Source organism: Trinickia terrae, from assembly GCF_005144415.1.
Taxonomy (GTDB): domain Bacteria; phylum Pseudomonadota; class Gammaproteobacteria; order Burkholderiales; family Burkholderiaceae; genus Trinickia_A; species Trinickia_A terrae.
The window spans coordinates 14,105-33,119 of the sequence record NZ_SWJE01000002.1 but is presented as its reverse complement, the minus strand read 5'-3'; the positions used below and the strand labels follow the sequence as shown (position 1 = coordinate 33,119).

General features: G+C 66.3%; 9 protein-coding genes. 5 read left to right on the top strand and 4 right to left on the bottom strand.

Annotated elements, in window-relative coordinates:
* The first annotated feature begins 108 nt into the window (after positions 1-108).
* A complete protein-coding gene (locus FAZ69_RS03275; protein ID WP_240702098.1) occupies positions 109-2,760 on the top strand; it encodes a sensor histidine kinase in 2,652 nt (883 codons plus the stop codon).
* Here FAZ69_RS03275 and FAZ69_RS03270 read toward each other — a convergent pair.
* The 3 genes from FAZ69_RS03270 to FAZ69_RS03260 form a co-directional block, all read right to left on the bottom strand.
* The gene (locus FAZ69_RS03270; protein WP_136892531.1) at positions 2,726-6,340 is read right to left on the bottom strand and encodes a type III effector protein; all 3,615 of its coding nucleotides are present in this window, start codon (positions 6,338-6,340) and stop codon (positions 2,726-2,728) included. The genes FAZ69_RS03275 and FAZ69_RS03270 overlap by 35 nt on opposite strands.
* 137 nt (positions 6,341-6,477) lie before the next feature.
* Positions 6,478-7,587 carry a hypothetical protein gene (locus FAZ69_RS33750; RefSeq protein ID WP_240702097.1) on the bottom strand — a complete coding sequence of 370 codons (1,110 nt, stop codon included), beginning with the start codon at positions 7,585-7,587 and terminating at the stop codon, positions 6,478-6,480.
* Between the two features lie 222 nt (positions 7,588-7,809).
* The gene (locus FAZ69_RS03260; RefSeq protein WP_136892530.1) at positions 7,810-9,573 is read right to left on the bottom strand and encodes a methyl-accepting chemotaxis protein; all 1,764 of its coding nucleotides are present in this window, start codon (positions 9,571-9,573) and stop codon (positions 7,810-7,812) included.
* A gap of 649 nt (positions 9,574-10,222) precedes the next feature.
* Here FAZ69_RS03260 and FAZ69_RS03255 point away from each other — a divergent pair.
* Both FAZ69_RS03255 and FAZ69_RS03250 read left to right on the top strand, forming a co-directional pair.
* Positions 10,223-11,500 carry an autotransporter strand-loop-strand O-heptosyltransferase gene (locus tag FAZ69_RS03255; RefSeq protein ID WP_136892529.1) on the top strand — a complete coding sequence of 426 codons (1,278 nt, stop codon included), beginning with the start codon at positions 10,223-10,225 and terminating at the stop codon, positions 11,498-11,500.
* A gap of 74 nt (positions 11,501-11,574) precedes the next feature.
* Positions 11,575-15,171 carry an AIDA repeat-containing protein gene (locus tag FAZ69_RS03250; protein ID WP_136892528.1) on the top strand — a complete coding sequence of 1,199 codons (3,597 nt, stop codon included), beginning with the start codon at positions 11,575-11,577 and terminating at the stop codon, positions 15,169-15,171.
* 216 nt (positions 15,172-15,387) lie between these two features.
* Here FAZ69_RS03250 and FAZ69_RS03245 read toward each other — a convergent pair whose 3' ends face one another.
* Positions 15,388-16,167 (bottom strand): DeoR/GlpR family DNA-binding transcription regulator, encoded by a 780-nt coding sequence (locus tag FAZ69_RS03245; protein WP_136892527.1) that lies wholly within the window; start codon positions 16,165-16,167, stop codon positions 15,388-15,390.
* A 207-nt stretch (positions 16,168-16,374) separates the two neighbouring features.
* On the opposite strand from FAZ69_RS03245, the gene FAZ69_RS03240 reads away from it, so the two are divergent.
* Both FAZ69_RS03240 and FAZ69_RS03235 read left to right on the top strand, forming a co-directional pair.
* Positions 16,375-17,772: an NAD(P)/FAD-dependent oxidoreductase gene (locus FAZ69_RS03240; protein ID WP_136892526.1), complete on the top strand. Its 1,398-nt coding sequence runs from the start codon at positions 16,375-16,377 to the stop codon at positions 17,770-17,772.
* Complete coding sequence (locus FAZ69_RS03235; protein WP_136892525.1) at positions 17,765-19,006, top strand: NAD(P)/FAD-dependent oxidoreductase; 1,242 nt, start codon at positions 17,765-17,767, stop codon at positions 19,004-19,006. The genes FAZ69_RS03240 and FAZ69_RS03235 overlap by 8 nt, the downstream gene beginning before the upstream one ends.
* Positions 19,007-19,015: the final 9 nt, after the last annotated feature.

Sequence of the window (19,015 nt, the reverse complement as noted above, 5' to 3'; positions counted from 1 at the left end):
GCAAAACATCCCGCCGCGCGGGTCCACGGCGGCGGCGATGCGCGTATGCTTCCTGAATCGCGGCCCGCGCGCATCGTGCGGGCGGCGCCGAAGGCTAGCGAGCGGCGGATGAGCAAAGGCGGAACGACGACCGAGACCGGACAAGGCGACCTGGAACGCCAGAATGCTGCACTGCGGGAAGATCGCGAGCAACTGCGGCGGCTCGTCGAAGCGCGCACGGAGATGCTCAGCCTGACGAGCTACGCCTTGAGCCAGGTGCGCGAGGCGGCCTACCTGATCGCCGAGGATGCCCGTTTTCTCTACGTGAACGATGAAGCGTGCCGCGCGACCGGCTATAGCGCGGCCGAGCTGCTGCGCATGGGCGTCCTGGACGTCGATCCCGTCTGGGACAGGCCGAGGTGGGATGAGTCGTGGAACAAGCTGCGCGATGCCGGCTCGCTCGTCTTCGAGACCATCCACCGGCGCAACGACGGCAGCGAGTTTCCCGTCGAAGTGCGGGCCAGCTACTTCGAGTATGGCGGCAAGGAGTACAACCTGGCGCTCGTGCGCGACATCACCGAGCAAAAGCGCACCGAGGCGCTGCTCTCCATCCAGCGCGAGCTCGAGGCGCAGTTGAGCGGGCTCGCGGAAACCACCTCCGACATCATCTGCCGCTACGACCGCGCGCGCCGTCTCGTCTACGCAAACTCGGCGCTGGTTGCGGCCCTGGGGCGGCCGTTGCAGGAGCTGCTCGGCAAGACCCCGACGGAGCGCGCGTCCGGCCTGCAGTACGTCCGCTACGAGGCCGCGATCGCCGAGGTCATCGAGAGCGGCGCGGAGCACGACGTGGAGATCACGGTGCCCGACGCCGGCGGCCGCCTGCGGTATCACCACGTTCGCATCGTCGCGCAGCGCGGGGCGCACGGCGAGATCGCGGGCGCGCTGGTGCTCGGCCGCGACATTACCGAGCGCAAGGAGGAGCAGGACCGCCTCCATGCGAGCGAGGAGGCGTTTCGCGCCGTGGTCGAGCATTCTCCCGACTACATCGCGCGCTACGACCTGAGCTTTCGCCGCATCTACATCAGCCCCTCGATCCTCGCGCTGATGGGCCTGCCCGCGAGCGATGTGATCGGCACGCGGCCATCGGAGCGGTCGTCGTTCGTCGATGCTGACCAATACATGGCGTGGCTGCGGCACGTGGCTCAGACCGGCGAGGAAATCACCGGCGAGGTGCGCTTTCGCGACGCGTCGGGCCGGATCCGCTGGGGACACATGCGGATCGTGCCGGAGCTCGCCCCCGGCGGCGCGGTCGCAAGCGTGCTCGCGATCATGCGCGACATCGATGAGTTGAAGCGCAGCGAGCAGCTGTTTCGCACGCTGGCGGAGAACTTCCCGGACATCATCGCCCGCTTCGACGGCGAGTGCCGGCACCTGTACGCCAATCCGGCCGTGGCGACGGCGTTCGGCGTCGCCCAGGAGGCGTTCATCGGCAAGCGGCCGACCGAGCTCGCGCCCGCGACCGTGGCGGGGCAGAACGAGCGTCTCGAAGCGGGGATCCGGCGCGCGTTCGCCGAAGGCGAGCTGAACGAGGACGAAGTGCGCTGGCAGACCTCGCAGGGCACGCGCGTGTTCGACATCCGCCACATTCCGGAAAAGGACGCGGAGGGCCGGGTCGTGAGCGTGCTCGGCGTGGCGCGCGACATCACGCGCCTGCGGGCGACCGAGCAGACGGCGCGGGACAGCGAGCGCGCCTTCCGCACGCTCGCCGAAAACGCGCCGGACCCGATCATCCGCTATGACCGCGAGTGCCGGCGCATCTACGTCAATCCGGAGTTCGAGCGCATCATCGGCACACCGTCCGAGGAGCTGCTCGGCGAGCCGGGCGGGCACGGGGTGCGTGGCGCGCCGGACTTGATCGTGACGCTGTTCCGCATGAAGGTGAAGGCCATCTTGGCGAGCGGCGAGGCGGCCAAGTTCGAGCTCGCCTGGGACAGCAACGGCAAGCCGCAATGCTGGTACGTGCATGCCGTGCCCGAGTACGACGCCGAGGGCGGCATCCAGAGCGTGCTGACCGTGTGGCGCGACATCAGCGAGCGCAAGGAGGCCGAGCAGCGTCTGCGCGAATCGTACGAGCTGCTGCGCGGGCTCACGTCGCGCCGCGAGACGGCGCGCGAGGAGGAGCGCAAGCGCATCGCGCGCGAGCTGCACGACGGGCTCGGCCAGCATCTGACCGCGCTGCGCATGGGGGCGTCGGCGGTGCGCATGCAGTTCGGCCACGAGAATCCGGCGCTTGCCGAGCACGTCAGGAAGATGCTGGCGCTGACCGACGAGACCATGCAGGTCGTGCGCGACGTGGTCGCGTCGCTGCGTCCCGCGGTGCTCGATGCTGGGATCGCGGCGGCGCTCGAATGGCTCGCCGTCGAGTTTTCGCGCAACGGGCGCATTCCGTGCCGCCTGCGCATGCCCGAGGAGAGCCTTCCGCTCTCCGACGAGCGCGCCACGGCGGTCTTCCGGATCGTGCAGGAGGCGCTGACCAACGTGGCGCGCCACGCCGATGCGCGCGAGGTCTGGATCACGCTCACGTGCACCGGCGGCGATTGCTTTCTCGAAGTGCGCGACGACGGCCGCGGCTTCGATCCCGTGGCGATCCGCAGGAAGTCGTTCGGGCTCGCCGGGATGAAGGAGCGCGTGCTGATGCTCGGGGGCGAGATCGCCATCGTCAGCGCGCCGAATCTCGGCACCTCGATCAACGTGCGGGTGCCGATGGCGGCGCCGGCGTGAGCGCCGTCGCGTCGCGCAGCTTCGTCTCGATGCCGGTGCTGCGTTCCCCGACATGGAACATCGCCGCCGAGTTGACCGCGCGCGTGTTGCCGACGATCTTCGCGAACGCGTCGAGCAGCGAGCGTCCTTCGCCGCAGAAGTAGGCGGCGCGCTCGCCGATGGTCTGCGTCGCTTGCAGGCGGCGGCGCGCTGCGCCGAGATCGACGCCGCTCAGGTCGATATCGTCGGCGAGCGGGGCGGGCGTCTCGAACGGCTCGGCGCCGTGCGCCGTCGTGCCGGGCGCGTGGAGCTCGGTCTGGCTTGCCACCTCGGCGGCCCGCGCGAACGGTCCGGTCGCGTAGTAGCGGTGAAACTCGTTGACGAGCGGCTCGCCGGCGAGCGGCCGGTTCTGCGCGGCCGCCGCGCGCTTGGCGTCCAGATAGGCGGCGTAGCGCGACACGACTTCGACGATCGTGTCCGGGCTCGCGAAGTAGCCGTCGCGCACGCGCGGGTTCGCGTCGAACAACGCTCTGAGTCCGTCCGGCACTTCGCCGGCCTGGTCGAGGACGCTTTGCAGTTTCGGGTGCTGCATCATCAGGTAGCTGAGGTCGGGCCCCATGACTTCGCCGACGAAGCCTTCGCCGCTGTCGGTGTGGGAAACGCTCGGCGTGAACGTGCCGGCATGGCTTGGCAGCGTCGCCGACGCCACGATGCCGCTCGTCGCGGCGGACAGCACGCGCGCATATTGCAGGTCCGTCGCCTTGAAGCCGAGGCCGGGCGCCTGGCGGAACTTGATCACGACGCTGCTGCCGTTGGCGACGTCGAGCGCGAGCCCTTGCACCTGCCGTAGCGCTTCGTTCACGTCGATGCGCTCGGCGTCGGTCGCGAGGCCCGCGTTCAGCCGCTTGACGGCGGCCACGACGAGCTCGTGCAGCGCGCTGCCGGCGAGCGGCGCGCCGCCTTGCGCGTTGAGCGTGATCTGCCAGAACTTGCCCTGGCGGCTCGGATTGACCTGATGCGTCGCATTGAGGAACTTGGCCTCGGCGCTGAACATGAGCTCGCCGTCGTCGTTCGTGATCGACACCGGGCCGAGCGACTTCTTCCAGCGCCCGAGGATCGCGCCGACGAGGTTCGCGTCGGCGCCGCCCGATGCCGAGAGCTTGAGCGCGCCGTCCCAGCGTTGCCAGAGCGCGCGGTCCTTGAGCGGCCCGTTCTTTTGCACGTCGTATTTCTTGAGCGGCAGGTAGATCTTGTCGAGGAGGCGGCGCGTCGCGTCGTAGCTCGCATCGGCGGCGCGAATCGCATGGGCGTTGTGCTCGTCTTGCGCCTCGGGGCGCGCGGCCATCCGCTGCTTGACGACGCCGATATGCGTGCCCGCGCAGCCGAGCGCGAGGCTGATGGCGGCGTGGCTGCGCGCGACGAACGTCTCGGGATCGGCGAGCGCTTTCTTCTCCGGATAGCGGCCGTTCCAGACCTCGTCGTTGATGCGCGCGAAGGCTTCCGCGCGCGCGTCGTGCAGCTGCGCGCGCAGCGCTCGCGGCATGAACTTGTCGTTGCGGGCGAGCAGTTGCTGCGCATCGTCGACGAAGTTGCGGTAGAGCCCGCCGAGACGGTCGGCGTGCGCGCCCGCGAGCGCCAGATGTTCCGCGCTGGGCTTTTCCATGACGTGACGGAACTGCGCGGGCACGGTGGCTTCGTCGCCGAAGAGCGTGCGCTCGTGCTCGGATAACGGCGCGGCCTCGCGCGCGGCCTCGGCCGGCGCGCCGCCGAGCGCGCGGCGCATCGCGTCGTAGAGATGGAATTGCGGCTGCGGCGCTTTCATGCAGGCTTCGTCGAGCTGGCGATGCAGTTCCAGCGTTGCCTCGAGATCCTTGCGATAGGCGGGATCGAGCAGCTGGTGCGGCGCATTGGCGGTCTCGGTGAAGAACTGCATCAGGTCGCCCTTGAGGTTGAGATCGAACGTGCCCGATGCCTCGAGATCGCTGCCGCCCGGCGTCGCCTTGGTGAGGGCGGCGTCCGCGCTCGCCGTGTATTGGCGATAGGCGACGCGGCGGTCCGCGTAGGCGACCGAATCGGGCACGTCGCGGCGGGTCGCCGCGGGCAGCGCCTCGCCCGCCGCATGCCGCTGCCGCAGGAGGTCGCCCGCCGACGGATAGGCCGCGCCGATCAGCTTCGTGAAGCGCTCGCCGCCTTGCTGCTCGTCGAGCGCCATCGAGAGCAGCGCCAGCTTGGCGCCGTTGAAGCCCTTGGCGATTTTCTTGTCGCTCAGGTAGTAGGGCTGGTCGGCCGATTCCGTGAAGTTGCGGCCGAGCGCGCGCGAGATGTCGTGGCGCATCGTCTGCCAGCCGTGCATGAGCTTGCGTGCGTTCGGGCCCGCCGAGCCGATCCAGGATCGGTTGGCGTCGAGGTTGGCGATCAGCTTGACGAGCTCGTGCAGGTTGTCGTGCTCGAAATAGACGCCGCCGCCGGTGAATTGCGCCGACCCCGTCAGTTTCGCCGCCCAGCCGGCGACCTTGTTGCCGATGCCGCCCTTGAGCGCGAGGCCGTACGAGGTCCAGAAGTCGATGTCGCGGTCGTCATCCGAGAACCAGTTGCGGCCGGCCGTCACGCCGGCGCTGGCGCTTGCCGCGCCGGCCGACCAGGCGACGCCCGCGCCCGTGCTCGTGCCGACGTTCGGACCCGAGACGCCCTGGCTGATGCCGGGCGCGACCCGCTCGAGGTTCGCGACTTCGCGCTTCGCGTAGTGATCGGCGATGTCGAGGGCCGCGGCGCTCAGATGCGTGCGCTTGAGTTCCGTCATGAGGCCGGCGACGAGCGCGTAGGCGGCGGCTGTCCGTTTGGCTTCGCCGCCCGGGTTCAGGCCGCGCTCGATGGATCGCGCCAGCGCCGTCGACGTGCGCGCCGCCTTGGCGAACGCGTCGCGCACCGCGAGGCCGAGTTCGTCGGGGCGGTGGGGCGTATCGTCGTCGGCGGCCGTGGCGGCTTCGCGCAACTCCTTTTTCAGTTGGTTATGCAGCGCAAGCGTGCTCGGGCGCGAGAAGGCGGCCTCGTCGGAAATGCCCGGCAGCGCGGCGAGCAAGCCATCGACCGTTTGCCGCAGGCGCGCCTTGTCGAGCGCGCCCGTGTCCGGGTCGACGACGGGACCGTCGGGAGGGGCGGCGTGCGGGCGGGGGTCGATGCTTGCCGTTGGCTGCGTGCGGGCAGGCGACGCGGGAGCGAGAGAGGCTTGATGAGTCGAGGCAGGCGCAGGCTGTGGGGCGGCTCCGGCCTGCGGGGCGGGTTGCGGCGCAGCTTGCCTCGCTGCGTTCTGCTGCGGCGGCAAGCGCCGCTTGCGCGCCTCCTTTTGCAGCGCGCGGGTCGCGCGGCCGCTCAGATCGTCACGATCGAGGAGCAAGGCGACTTGCTCGTCGTCGAGCTGTTTCGCGGACTGGATCTGCTTTCTTGCCGTGACCTTGTCCATCAGGCCCCGGATCGAGCCGGGCAGGGCGGAGGTCTTGCGGCTGCCGCCGCGCGCCGGCTCGGGCGTCGCGGCGGGTTCCGCCGGAGCGCGGCCGGCGGAGGTCGAGCCCGCCATAGGCAGGTGTCCGAATAGTTTTCTCATCGTGGCTCCGGCAGCAGGGTGCGAGTGTCATCAAATCTTCATACTTGAAGAGATGGTAGGAGTCGCACATTTCGCCGCGGTATCCCGCGGCGAAAATCGGCTGCCGTGAGCGAAATTCGCCCTGTCGCGACAGAACCTCAAAAATCGTCGAGGATCCCGAATACTTTATTGGCGGTGTCTTTCGCGCTCTGCCCCAGGCTGCTGTTCTCGATCGCGGTCTTCGCCTCGGACGTGCCCACGTCCTTGACGACGGTCAGGACCGCCGATACCGGATTGAACTTGCCCTTCGTGATGATATCGAGGACGCTCTTGCCGACGCCCTTGAAGAAGGCGCCGATGTATTTGCCTGCCTGCTCGAAGCCCCACTGCAGATTGTCCTTGTTGGTGCCGTCGGCATTCACGTGGGTATCGCTCGTGACGTCGAGCTTGTGGTCCGTCTGCTGCAGATGCGCCCATCCGCCGCCCGGATGTCCGCCGCCGCCGACCACGTCCTGGAGCAACCCTGCCTCGGTACCGTGGCGCGCATCGCCGTCCTTCGTGAAGCCGTCGATCTTGCCGTTGCCGACTTCGCTCTTGTCGATCGTGTCGCCTTTGCTGTTGGCCGAGCTCTTGATGTACGTGAGCAGCGCGGCCGCCTTGTACGCCTGGTCGGGGTCGTTCGCCATGTTGCCGCCGACGAACTTGTTCAACTGATCCTTGATGCCGCTCTGGTTGCCGAGGTTTTTCAGCAGCGGGTTGTCGTCGATGATCTGCTGGGCGGTACGCGTGTCGCCCGGTGGCCGTTTGGTCTGGTCGTTCGGCATCTGCGTCGCGAACTGCGCCATCGTGGGATCGGGCGATGCCGCGCACGGCTGTTGCGTCGCCGCCGGATTGGCCGGCGCCGCGGGCGGGTTGTTCGCCGCAGGCGGTGTCGTCCCGGTGGCGGTGCCGTTTGGCATCGCGAGCTGCGGTGACGCGGCGGGTAACTGCGACGTGGTTGTCGTGAGTGCCGGATTCGGCGTCGCGGTGACGCCGCTCTGCGGGAATGCCTGCTGTCCCGGCAGCGTTATGCCGGGCACGGTGCCGGGCATGGTGCCGGAAGGGCTGCCGATGCCGTTCTGCGAAACGTGGTTGCCGATCAGTTGCTCGATGGTATTCAGGAGTTCGGTGATGACGTCGGCCTGCTGTTCCGTCGAGCCGGACGCGCCGCCGCTTTCGACGGTGCCGATATGCAGCGCCGGGCTCAGGTTCGAAATGGACGTCGTCACGAGGTTCTCCTGTGCACAGGCATAGAGGAAGGGAAGCGCGGAGCACAGCTGCTCGCGTTGATTGACCCGTAGCCTACGCACGACCGCACACGACCTCGTCGACAAATGCGAATTCGGGTTGCGCTACGCGAAGAAGTATTTCGCTGCGGTATCCCGCAGCGAAAATCGGCTGACGTGAGCGAAATCGATCGCCGCCCGGCGGAGCGCCGGGCGGCTCATGCCTCAGAACGTTTCCCAGTCCTCGTCGGTGCCGGCGGCCGCGGTCGCGCGGGCCGGGGCGGGGCTGGCAGGCGCCGGGCTGCGCAGGGCGCTCGCGACGGCCGCAGGCTTCGCCACGGCTCGGCTCGGCGCGCTTGCCTTCTTCGCGCCGGCGGGCGGCGCGGGGAGCGCCTTCGGCGGCGCGCTGGCGCGCAACGCCGGCGCGGCCGGAACGCCGCCGCTTTCGGACAGCTTGAAGAGCGACACGGCCTGCTTGAGGTTCTGCGCCTGCTCTTCGAGCGAGTGCGCGGCGGCCGTGGCCTGTTCGACGAGCGACGCATTCTGCTGCGTCACGTCGTCCATCTGCGTGACAGCCAGGCTGACCTGCTCGATGCCGCGGCTCTGCTCCTCGGAGGCCGAGGCGATCTCGCCGACGATGTCCGAGACGCGCTTGATCGCCTCCTTGACCTGACCCATCGTCGCGCCGACTTCGACCGCCTGCCGCGAGCCGTCCTCGATCATCGCGACCGACGAGCCGATCAGCTCCTTGATCTCCTTGGCCGCCGCGGCCGAGCGCTGCGCGAGGCTGCGCACTTCGCTCGCCACCACGGCGAAGCCGCGCCCTTGCTCGCCGGCGCGCGCGGCTTCCACCGCCGCGTTGAGCGCGAGGATGTTGGTCTGGAACGCGATCCCCTCGATCACGCCCGTGATCTCGGAGATCTTGCTCGAGCTGCCGCTGATCTTCTCGATGGTGCCGACCATCGCCTGCACGGCGTCGTTGCCGGTGTCGGCGAGCCCGGTCGCGCCGGCCGCGAGGCCGTTGGCCTGCCGCGCGTTGTCGGCGTTCTGCTTCACGGTCTCGGTCAGCTCGGTCATGCTGGCCGCCGTTTCCTCGAGCGAGGCGGCCTGCTGTTCGGTGCGCGAGGACAGGTCCATGTTGCCGCTCGCGATCTCGCGCGAGGCCACGGTGACCGATTCCGCCGACGCCTTGATGCCGCGCACCGTCGTGCTCAACTGCCGGTCCATCGCCGAGAGCGCGTCGAGCAGCTCGCCGAACTCGCCGCCCGCATCGGTATCGATGCGGTTTTCGAGCTTGCCGCCGGCGATGTCGTGAGCCACGCCGATTGCCTTGTTGAGCGGCCGCGAGATAGCCCGCAGCAGGTATGCCGACATGCCGGCGGCCAGCGCCACGGCCAGCACCACGAGCGCCACGGCGATGCCGAACACGGTGTGGAACGTCGATTCGCCCTGGGCGACGAGCTCCTTGGCCTGGTTCTGGTTGATGACGATATCCTGGGCGATCGCGGCGGCCAGAGCGGTCGACGCGGCTTTGTCGGCGCTGATGATCTCGCCTCCGGCGTCGTAGTTGTTGCTCGTGAACGCCGCGAGCGCGCGGTCGGACATGTCCTTGAACTGCGGCAGGCCGCTCTTGATCTTGTCCGCGGCGGCGCGCTCCTCGGGATCGGTGATGCCCGATCCGGAATAGCGGGCCCATGCGCTGTCGAGGCGGGCGAAATCCTTATGGATCTCGTCGATCGACGCCGCCGTCTGCTCGGGAGTGTGCAACGCCTGGATGCGCCGCTGGTTCAGGCGGATGTCCGCAAGCGCGAAGCGCACCTCGTTGAGATCGATGATGGGTTGCGTGCTTTCTGTGTAGGTTTCCGTAATGTACGAGTTCACCGTGCATACGCCGAACACGCCAAATATGCCGACAGCCGCCGTCAGCAGCACGCAGAGAGTGAAGGCGAGGATGATTTTGAAGCGGATCGTGCGTGTCAGCCTGTTCACTGGAACTCCTTCGAGGGCAGGGAAATCAGCGGCAGGCGGCCTGGACGGTTCGGCGAATGTCCTCCCCCCGCGCTTGGTTTCTCGTGTATACGGCCTCGATGACGGGCGCTTAAGCCGGATTCGGTATGTCAAAAAAGATTCCGTGTATCCCTACAGGAAATTGAAGGGAATTCCGAATCTTCTGCACCTGATGAGTGCGGCGCAGTTAAGGATTTGTAATGGAGAACTGTGTCAGGACGAGGGAGCGATGAAACCGGCGTTCAAAACAAATGCAGGCGGGGCTGATTGCGGCTCAGCCCGGTTGGCAGGATCAGTGTGTAGGGTTTGCCTAACCGGCGGGTGGTGCGGAAAGTGTCGTGCGCTTGAATCGAGGCGATAACCAGGCTGGTGAATAATATGCCGAATGAGGCATACTTCGCATCGCTGTCTGAAATAAATCCGCGGCATGACGCCCCGGACGTTTCATTTGAAAATTACGAAATGCTATCGGAGTTGCGGAGTCCGTTTCTGGTCAGGTTTATCTGACCACGACATCGCGGATCGGGCGATCTTCGTGTCTCCACACTCATAGCCGGGTAACAAGAAAAAGCAATAGCGCGGGCGATTAAACGGTCGCGTCACGCGCAGCTAAGGCGATGGACCAATCGATATGGCGGAAACAGACACCGACGTTGAAAACAGCGGTGGTTCGACGGCTGGCGCAGGTGCTTCGGGGAGCGGGTCTTCCGGCAACGCCACGTCCAGCCCGGAAAAGGCGGCGTTCCGGCCGCCGGCTGCGGCTCCGACCCAGGCGGGGCCGCACGGCATCCGCTTCGATTTCAACGACGGCTGCCGGGTCGTGTTGCCGAAGTGCGCCAAAGGCGAGTGGAAAGTCCGGCTGGCCGATACCGAAACCGGCAATGGCCTGTTCGAAACGACGCTCACCGCCGGCACGGTCGCGAGCAGCAAGAAATACTATGTGCCGTTCTCGATCGAAATCGACGCCGACGGCGAACGGATATTCGAACACCGTTTCAACGCGCGCGATCGGGACGTGCTGATTGAATTTCCGGTCGGCACGCTCGGCGACATTATCGGCTGGTTTCCGTATGCGGTGAAATTCCAGCGCCTGCACGGCTGCCGGTTGACGTGCTCGATGGGGGCGTTGCTGATTCCGCTTTTTCGCGCGTGCTATCCGGACATTACGTTCGTTACGCCGGAAGAACTCAAACCAGAGCAGTTTTACGCGACTTACCGGATTGGCCTCTTCTTTGGCGACGAAGCCCACGTGAATCAGCCGGCCGATTTTCAACTGGTCGGCCTGCACCGCACCGCGGGCTATATCCTCGGCGTGGATCCGGTGGAGGAGCCGCCGCGGATCGATGTACCCGACAGCGCACGGCCGATCGCTGAGCGCTATGTCTGCATCGCCGTGCAGAGCTCGACGCAGTGCAAGTACTGGAACCATCCGAGCGGCTGGCGGGAGATCGTGCAATTCCTGAAGCAGCACGGCTACCGCGTGGTGTGCATCGATCAGAAGGCGACCCACGGCACGGGCATGGTGTGGAATCACATCCCCCACGGCGCCGAGGACGAAACCGGCGACCGGCCGCTCGCCGAGCGCGCGCGCTGGCTCAAGCATGCGGATTTCTTCATCGGCTTGTCGAGCGGGCTGTCGTGGCTCGCGTGGGCGGTCGGCACGCCGGTCGTGATGATCAGCGGCTTCACGCATCCGGTGAACGAGTTCGCGACGCCGTATCGCGTCATCAACTTCCACACCTGCAACAGCTGCTGGAACGACGTGCGCGTGCGCTTCGACCACAAGGATTTCCTGTGGTGCCCGCGCCATGCGGGCACGCCGCGCCAGTTCGAGTGCACGCGGCTCGTCACGACCGAGCAGGTCAGGCAGACGATCCGGCGCATACCGGGGTTCGGCGCGGCTCCGTAGCGTCACGGGCTGACTTGCCTCCGAAGCATCGCAAAACGAAGGGAAACGATAAAAAGCGGAAAAGGGGTTACTCGATGAAGCCATTGACGTACCGCCGTACGTACTGCGTACACCGGTTCGGCGCGCGCCATGCGCGCCTGCCGCAATTGACGGTCTTGCTGCTCGGCGCGCTGAGCCTGCCGGGGGTGGCGCACGCGACCAGCTACGAAATCGTGAGTCCAGACGCCTTCATCGGCCTGACGTTCTTCAGCAGCGGCGACGTAGTGACCGTCGTCGACGGCGGGTCGATTCTCGACAACGGCTTCCCCAATGGCTCGGTGCTCAACGTGTCGAGCGGCGGCGCCGCGCTCTATACGGTGATATCGAGCGGCGGATCGGCCAATCTCTTCAGCGGCGGCAGCGGCGTGCACTTCACCGTCTTGTCCGGCGCGCAATTCGTCGTTGTCGACGGTGGCGTGCTGATCGTCGACACGTCCGACGCGATCCTGGCAGGCACCACCACGCACGGGTCGTTCACGATCGTGGGCAACGTCGCGTCGAACGTGTTTGTCCAGAACGGCGGCTCGCTGACCGTGCTGGCCGGCGGCTCGTCGGTCAACACGCTCGCCGGCAGCGGCGGCAGCGAGTACGTGCTGTCGGGCGGCGTCACGTCGAACACGTCGGCCGGCTCGGCGGGCAGGCAGGTCGTGTCGAACGGCGGGTACGCGTCGAGCACGGACGTCTTGTCGGGCGGCCAGCAGGACGTGTTGAGCGGCGGCACGGCGGGCAGCACGGTCGTTTCTTCGGGCGGCACGCAGTATGTGTTCGCAAGCGGCAGCACCACGTCCGCGGACATCCTGTCGGGCGGCGTGCAGAACATCTCGTCGGGCGGCGTGGCGAGCGGGACGACCCTGGCGGGCACGCAGAACGTGTCGAACGGCGGCTCGGCCGTGGGGACGACCGTTTCTTCCGGCGGCACGCAGAACGTGCTCAACGGCGGCCAGGCGACATCCACGTCCGTGAGCTCCGGCGGCACCGAAAACATCGCGTCCGGCGGTACGGCGACCTCGACCGTCGTATCGAGCGGCGGCGCGCAGAACGTATCGGCGGGCGCCAACGCGGTATCGGCGACGGTGCTGAGCGGCGCCACGCAAAACATCGCGTCCGGCGGCTCGGCAAACTCGACGGTCGTCTCGAGCGGCGGCACGCAGAACGTGTCGTCGGGCGGCAGCGCCGTGGCGACGATCGTCGACAGCGGCGGCGTGCAGAACATCTCGGCGGGCGGATCGGCGACGTCGACCACGGTGAGCAGCGGCGGCACCGAGAACATCGCATCGGGCGGCACCGCGATTTCGACCGTGGTGTCGAGCGGCGGGACGCAGAACGTGTCGTCCGGCGCGATCGTCGCCGACACGCAGATCATGTCGGGGGGCATCCAGAACGTCCAATCGGGCGGCTCGGTGAACAGCGCGACCGTGTCGTCGGGCGGCGAGCAGACGGTCACGTCGGGGACCACGGTCGGCACGACCGTGACCTCCGGCGGCACGCAGGTCGTCAGTGCGGCCGGCATCGCGGTCGACACCGTGCTGAACGGCGGGCAGCTGACCGTGTCGTCCGGCGGCCAGACGAGCGGCACGACCGTCAATTCGGGCGGCACCGAAACGGTGTCGTCGGGCGGCATTGCAAGCGGCACGACGGTCAACTCGGGCGGCACGGAAAGCGTGTCGTCCGGCGGGTCCGCCGTCAGCGCGACGGTCAACGCGGGCGGCACGCAGAACGTGTTCGCGGGCGGCGTCGCGTCGGGAACGACCGTCAACAGCGGCGGCACGCAGTTCGTCGACGGCGCGACCGAAGGATTTGCGTACAACACCGTCGTCAACAGCGGCGGCACCCAGGAGGTGGCGGTCGGCGGCACGGCGTCCGGCACGACGGTCAACGCGGGCGGCACACAGCAGGTCGACTCGGGCGGCTCGGCCGTCTCGACGACGCTCGCGGGCGGCACGCAAAACGTGTTGTCCGGCGGCTCGGCGATCACGACGCTCGTCACGTCCGGCGGCGAGCAGAACATCGAGGCGGGCGGCTTTGCGTCGGGCACGACGGTGTCGTCCGGCACGGTGATCGTGGACGGCACGGCTACGAACCTGACCTTGCTCAACGGGGCGACGGTGACCGGGACCGGCGCCGTCGCATCCGACCTGAGCGTCGGCAGCGGCGCGACCCTGCAGGCGTCGACGCTCGGCAGCGGCCTCACGGTGAGCGGCACGCTGACCTTCGCGAGCGGCTCGACCTACAACGTCGCCGTGAACGCGGCGGGCCTGAGCGGCGTGACCGCCGTGGTCGGCAACGTCGTGATCGCGAGCGGCGCGGCACTCACGCTGACGGCGGCGTCGGGCACCTATACGACCGGCACGGTCTACAAGATCCTGACCTACACCGGCACCGAGAGCGGCACCTTCACGACGGTCAACTCGGACTTCGCCTTCCTCACGCCATCCGTGTCCTACACGGCCGGATTGGTCAGCGTCACGCTGAACACGAGCCAGGCGTTCACGTCGTCGGGGTTCGCGTCCGCCGCGCATGCGCAGAATCAGATCAACGTCGCGAATGCGCTGACGCGGATCTACAACGCCGGCGGCAACTCGCTGACAGCGGCGTTGCTGTCGGCCTCGACGTCGCAGGCGTCGAACGCGCTCACGCAGGTTTCCGGGGATTCGGCGGCCGTGTTCCGGCAGGTGGCCTCGACCCGGGCGGCGCAGACGCAGGACGTGGTCGCGCAGCGCCTCGCATTGGACGGCGGCATGCCGGGCGCCGGCGCGAGCGGCGTGAACACCGGGGACGTGCTGCACGGCGCCGCGCCGTGGGTGAGCGCCGATTACAGCAACGGACACCAGTCGGGCGATGCGGGCCTCGGCAGCAGTGCGTACAGCGAGCATTCGGCGCGCGTCACGGTCGGCTTCGATCGCTCGCTGACTCCGACGATACGGGCCGGAGCGGCGCTCGCGCTGAACGACGACACGATCCAGTTCAGCGGCCGCGCGGCCGATGCGCGCAGCGACGGCGTGCAGGCACTGCTGTACGGCGGCTGGCGTCCGGCCGCGGGCTTCTTCTACGTGAACGGGATGATGGGCGGCGGGTACTGGGACAACGCGCTCACGCGGTCGGCCTCGCTCGGCTCGCTGAGCGGGACGGCCAACGGCTCTTTCCACACGACCGCGCTCGCCGCGTACCTCGAGTCCGGGCTGAACCTGCCGGTGGCGTACGGCAACTGGCAGCCGTACGCGGGTCTGCGTGCAGCTCACTATACCCAGGAGGGCTTCACGGAAACCGGCAGCAGCACGTTCGATCTCAACTACGCGGCCGCGAACAACAACGCGCTGTCGACCGTGCTCGGCGTGCGCTTTTCAAAGAGTGCGGGGACGCTGCTGGGCCGCTCGATCGACTGGCTCGCGGATGTCGCGTGGGAGCACCGGTTCGGCAGCACCGCGCAATCCGTGACGGCGGCCTTCGCCAACGCGCCTTCCGCGACCTATCAGGTGTTCGGCACGCCGTCGAGCCGGGATACGGCGCGCGCGAGCGTCGGCGCGGACTGGCGCTGGGGGCCGCTCACCACGGTGTTTGCGCGCGTTGCCGTCGACGCGGGCTCGAACGAGCACGACTATGGCGTGTCGGTGGGCGCCCGGTGGAAGTGGTGACGCTTCAGGGATATCGGCGACGGCGCCGCGAGACAGTGATCCGAGAAACAAAAAAACCCGTAAGGCGTTGACCTTACGGGGTTTCTCGAACTACTGCGGCTTGCGCCGGCACTGCACTTGGCGCCCAGGAGAGGATACGTTCCGCAAGCAGTGAGACGTACCAACCACCTTTTGGCCATGAGGTCGGCTGTTTGGCTGAGGTCTTGCGTCCCCGACTCAAGCCACCTTGCGTTCTTTGCCAGGTACGAGAATCTCTACGCCGGCAGTGGTCAGTGTCTCAGCAAGATGCGGCTCGGGGTAAGTGTTCACCACAAGACGATGAATCTGATTGAGCTGGCAGACTCGGAAGAGTGCAGTTCTGTTGAGTTTGGTGTCATCCGCGACAATGGTGACGCGCCTTGCCTGCGCAATCATCGCACGCGCAATTTCCGCTTCCCGCAACTCGAAGTCCATTGCCCCTGATGCGTCAATCGCACCGACCGTGATGACAGCGTCGCGCGCAGTGAATTGACCGATTTGCTCGACTGCAAGCGGTCCGACATTCTCCGATGCTTCCTCGAGAAATTCGCCTCCGATCAGGAAGACACGATGTTTCTCCGGGCTCCGGGCCATCGTCTGGGTGATTGCCAGCGAGTTCGTGACAATCGTCATGGAAGGCCGCGCGGCGAGTTCTTCGGCAAACGCAAGCGTTGTCGTGCCGGTGTCGATGAACAGCGTGTCATCGCGGTCGAAGAGAGATGCCGCGAGGCGGCCGATTGCGCGTTTCTCTTCGGGCTGTTCGTGCAAACGGGCACGAAATTCGCCTTCCGTAGCCCGGTCGAGGCGTTCGGCTCCCCCGTGATACTTCCGGATCTGCCCTCGAAGCGACAACTCGGTCAAATCGCGCCGGATGGTTTCCTTGGACGTGCCCAGATGGTCAGCGAGGAAATCTACGGTCACTTTGCCCGAATCACGCACCAACTGGACGATGGCTGCGTGTCTTTCCAATGGTTTCATTGCTTGGCGGAATCCTTTCTGGGTACGGATGATGACGACGTCTAGGCGTCACATAGGAATCCTGCGCGCCCGGTGACATCGAGTCAAGTAGATCGGCCTGTTCGGGCAAGGCATAAGTGGTTTCCCTAATATTAGCCTTGATTTATTGACTGTTCGGGCATTACAAATTACCGTTCAGGCATTGGTGATGTATTGACGAGGTGTGTTGTGGGAAAGCATGCGGCCGAGCTGTTTGATGTCGTCGTCATTGGCGCTGGCGTCGTCGGTTGTGCCGTCGCGCGGCGCTTTACGCTTGAAGGCGCCCGCGTGCTCCTGCTGGAAAAGGGGGCGGATATTCTGTCCGGTGCCAGCAAAGGCAACAGCGCGATCTTGCACACGGGGTTTGATGCGCCTCCTGGCAGCCTCGAGGTCGCCTGCATGCAGGCGGGCTACGAGGAATACATGACGATCGCCCCGAACATGAATCTCGCGATTCTCGAGACGGGTGCAGTGGTCGCGGCATGGAATGACGAGGAAGTTGCCAAGCTGGACGGAATCGAGGCGCAGGCCCGCCAGAACGGGGTCAGTGATGTTCGTCGTGTCACCCGTGGCGAGATTCTGCGTCGAGAACCGCACATCAATCCGGTCGTCAAGGCAGGCCTTTTTGTTCCACGCGAACACGTGATCGACCCTTGGTCAGCACCGCTCGGATACCTTACGCAAGCAGTGCAGAACGGCGCTGAGGCCGTGTTTGGTGCTGAGGTCACGGCGGCTGCCCGAATCGGAAACGAGTGGCAGATTCACACCACGAAGGGCGAGTTTCATGCGTCCTTCGTCATCAACTGCGCTGGCCTGTTTGGGGACGAGGTCGAGCGGGCGTTCATGGGCACTGCGTCGTTTCAAATTCGCCCCCGAAAGGGGCAATTTGTCGTGTTCGACAAGCCCGCTGCGTCGCTCATCCGCACGATCCTCTTGCCTGTACCGACGGAACGGACAAAAGGCGTTGTGGTCGTCAGAACTGCCTTTGGAAACGTATTGGTCGGTCCAACGGCGGAGGAACAGGAGGACCGCGTTCACGCGGGCGTCGACGAGGCGACGCTGAATGGGCTGGTCGCCAAGGCAGCAGAGCTCGTTCCCGGTCTGGCAAATATTCCGGTCAATGCAATCTATGCGGGGCTTCGCCCCGCCACCGAGAAGAAGGAATACCGCGTCCACATGGACGGGGAGCGCGGATACATCGCGCTTGGTGGAATCCGCTCGACCGGGCTGACCGCGGCATTGGGGCTGGCGCAGCATGCATTCAGGCTTTTTGGCAGCGCGGGCGTACGTCAAAGACCGCCTGCAAATCCGGTTTGGCCGCAGATGCCGAATCTGTCGGAGCATCGAGAGCGTGACTGGGAGCGTCCCGGTGACAATGAGATCGTCTGTCACTGCGAGCTCGTGACCCGTCGGGAGATCGAGGCTGCTCTGGAGGGCAGCGTACCTGCCCGCGATTTTGGCGGCTTGCGACGCCGTACCCGAGCCTGCATGGGGCGTTGCCAGGGCTTTTACTGCAGTGCGCGTGTCGCTGAAATTACCGCAGGACGTTTTGAGAACCCGCTTTCGGTTGGAGTGAGTCATGAGTAATGCAATCGAGGCGGATGTCATCGTCATCGGCGGGGGACCGTCGGGCGTTGCTGCGGCGGTAGCGCTGGGCAAACGGGGGGTGTCAAAGGTCGCGATCATTGAACGTGAGCCAGTCCTCGGCGGCGTGCCCAGACACTGCGGCCATCCGCCATTTGGGATGCGGGAATTTGGTCGCGTGTACACGGGGCCGGCGTACGCGGCACGCCTCGCCCGGTACGCTGAAGAACATGGTGTGCAGATCTATACGGGCACGACGGTCGTACGGATGGAGCCCGATGCACGTCTGCAGATCGTTGATGCACGCGGACGCACGACCGCAGCAGCCAAGCGAATCATCCTTGCGACGGGTGTGCGTGAAACGCCTCGGTCCGCGCGTCTGGTCTCGGGCGACCGCCCGATTGGGGTCTTCAATACGGGGGCACTCCAGGCGTTCGTTTACCTGCGCCACCTGATTCCGTTCCGTCGCCCGCTTATCGTCGGTACCGAACTGGTTGCGATCTCTGCTGTGCTGACCTGCAGGAACGCCGGGATCAAGCCGGTTGGCATCATTGAGGAAAACGACAGGCCGACAACGTACAAACCGCTCGCGATGTTACCGCGCTTGTGTGGCATCCCGGTCCACTACGGCACACATCTCGAAGAGATTTGTGGCACCAAGCGGGTGGAGTCGGTCCGCCTGCGGTCGCGCGATGGTTCGATTCGCGAGGTCGAATGCGATGGCGTTCTTTTCACTGGCCGGTTCACGCCTGAGGCGACGCTGGTCCGCAACAGCCATCTGGTGCTGGACCACGGCACGAAGGGTCCGCAGGTCGATCAGTTCGGGCGTTGCTCGGACTCCACTTACTATGCGGCCGGTAACGTGCTGCGGCCGCTGGAGACTGCGGGCTGGTCGTTCCGGGAAGGCAAACGTATCGGCAACATCGTCGCCGACGACCTGGCGGGCAGCATCCCCCATACCAGCCGCACGACGCTTATCGAGCGCGCAGACGGCATCAAGCTTGTGATGCCGCAGCGACTGGTGCTGCCGATGTCCATGCGCGGGCTGGAGTACCTGCAGGTTCGCGTTGACCACGAGGCCCGCGGCACACTCAGTCTGACCGCGGGCGGCAAACCGCTGTGGGAGAAAAACATGTCATTGCTTCCGGAGAGGCGCCTGCTGATTCCGCTGAACGAGCTTGAGATCCCGGATAACACGGACACGCTTCGCATAGCAGTGCAGGGGCAGTTGCCGTAACGAGTTGAC

Coding starts and splice junctions, on each gene's coding strand:
- FAZ69_RS03250 (WP_136892528.1), top strand. CDS start 11,575: ATGAAGCCATTGACGTACCGCCGTACGTACTGCGTACACCGGTTCGGC.
- FAZ69_RS03270 (WP_136892531.1), bottom strand. CDS start 6,340: ATGAGAAAACTATTCGGACACCTGCCTATGGCGGGCTCGACCTCCGCC.
- FAZ69_RS03275 (WP_240702098.1), top strand. CDS start 109: ATGAGCAAAGGCGGAACGACGACCGAGACCGGACAAGGCGACCTGGAA.
- FAZ69_RS03245 (WP_136892527.1), bottom strand. CDS start 16,167: ATGAAACCATTGGAAAGACACGCAGCCATCGTCCAGTTGGTGCGTGAT.
- FAZ69_RS03255 (WP_136892529.1), top strand. CDS start 10,223: ATGGCGGAAACAGACACCGACGTTGAAAACAGCGGTGGTTCGACGGCT.
- FAZ69_RS03235 (WP_136892525.1), top strand. CDS start 17,765: ATGAGTAATGCAATCGAGGCGGATGTCATCGTCATCGGCGGGGGACCG.